The sequence below is a fragment of the Kitasatospora sp. LaBMicrA B282 genome, assembly GCF_050325825.1.
Classification (GTDB): Bacteria; Actinomycetota; Actinomycetes; order Streptomycetales; family Streptomycetaceae; genus Kitasatospora.
On record NZ_JBNQTI010000350.1, the window covers coordinates 1 to 1757 of the forward strand.

2 protein-coding genes are annotated in these 1757 nt (G+C 72.3%); both read right to left on the reverse strand.

Annotation, left to right across the window (positions count from 1 at the left end):
- Positions 1-442 precede the first annotated feature (442 nt).
- Entirely contained in the window at positions 443-1018 is a 576-nt protein-coding gene (locus ACQRUO_RS39345; protein ID WP_428320989.1) for a hypothetical protein, read from the reverse strand.
- A gap of 422 nt (positions 1019-1440) precedes the next feature.
- Positions 1441-1757 (reverse strand): anthrone oxygenase family protein (locus tag ACQRUO_RS39350; protein WP_428320990.1); only part of this gene is annotated, 317 nt, incomplete at its 5' end.

The window sequence follows — 1757 nt, forward strand, 5'->3', positions numbered from 1 at the left end:
GTGTCTCGCACGCCGGGTCGCCGGCGTCCCGGTCCGTGACGGTGGGGCCACAGGCCCGGTCAGGCGGGACGGATCTCGCCGTCGGCGATCAGGCAGCCGATGTAGCCTGGCCAGCCCCGCTCCAGGGTCTGCTGCATGAAGGCGCGGGCCTGGTCCCAGTCCTCGGGGGTGAGACGTGCTCGACGCGGCCGTCGATGAAGTACACCGGCGCAGGGACCACTCGCAAGCGGCGTAGCCCGGACGGAAGACAAGACCACGGAGCAGGTGTCAGCTCGCCGGGGTTCGACTGGGGTTGTATGCGCTCTGACCTGCGATGGGACGTTTCTGCGGGCGAACTCACTGGCAGCCGGCGGTCCCGGCGCAGCGGATGGTGCGGAGCTGGGGCGGGTGCGAGTCCGGCGGGAGCATGCCTTCCTGGTGCCGCAGGGCGCCGGACTGCCGTTCACGCTACGCGGACCGGTGTTCCGGATGCGGTAGCCGGGCCCCCGGCCGTGGCACCGGCGGCCGGCCGGAAGGCGAGCAGGTAGAGCGCCCCGCCGAGCGGGAGCAGGTCCAGCGAGGCGGCCATCGCCACCGTGCCGGCCAGGAGCAGCAGCGGGGTCCAGTACGGTACCCGGCGGTGCACGGCGGCCACGACTGCCACCGCCAACAGGCCGACGTAGAACAGCAGCGGGCCGACGGTGTAGACCACGGGCAGTACCCCGGGGTGCGCCTGGATCTGCTCGAACATCCGGTTCTGATCGGCCTTGTCGGCCGCCGCGGCACCCACGTACAGGTCGATCGCGGTCTGGGCCACCGAGCAGGCCAGGCCCACCAGGCCGATGCCAGCGGCCACCCGACCCGCCGCCCCGCGGCCCAACCATCCCAGGACCGGGACGAACAGCAGCAGCGCGGCCAGCAGCGCAGTGTGACCGGTCAGCCAGCCCGGGCCCGGCTCCCTCGACCCCGGCACCAGCCGGATGGCGCCGTACACGGCAACCAGGACGGGAGCGGCGATCAGCGGGGTTCGGAATCTCACGGTGACGTCCTTTCGGGGCGTTGCTTCGACACCCCGAAATCCTGCCCGCCGACGCCCCGGCAGAGATCGCCGCGACGGGTGAACTCCGAACTCCCTCTCAAGAGGTAGGGGAGGCCCCCTACGGGCTACCCCCTCGCCGACCACCACCGCCCCGCCACCGGGGATGAGAAGACCGCGGCGCAGCCGGCGACCTGCCCCCGGTGCGGGAGCAGACCGACAAGGACGGAGCGGGCCGGAGGTAAGAGCGGCGCCGGCGGCAGCGACGTCCCTGAAGCGACCCGGCCGGTGTCATGGCGGCTGAGCCAGTGCCAGGGCGGAGCGGTTCGCCGGTGGTGTGGTGGCCCGGGCTTCGGTGACGGTGTGTCGGCGCCCGGGCGGCTTCATCCCGGCCCGCCACGGGTGGACCGTCACGCTGTCCTGGCTCAGGCGAGGGAGGCGACCAGCAGGGCGAAGGCGGCGATGATGACGGTGACCCGGGCGTAGTGGTAGCGGTCCCAGCGGTTCGCCTGCTCCTTCCAGTCCTCGGGCCGGTTCTCGGGGGTCCACGTCTTGCTGCGGTTGTTGATCGGGACGAGCAGCAGGACCGACATGAGCACGCTGACGATCAGCAGCGCGCCGGCGGTGACGACCAGACCGGTGCCGTGGTGCTGGTGTCCGGCGACGGCCCAGACCGCGACCAGGACGACCGAGCTGATGTACCAGACCGGCATCACCGCGCCGAGCATTCGGCCGCCGTGAG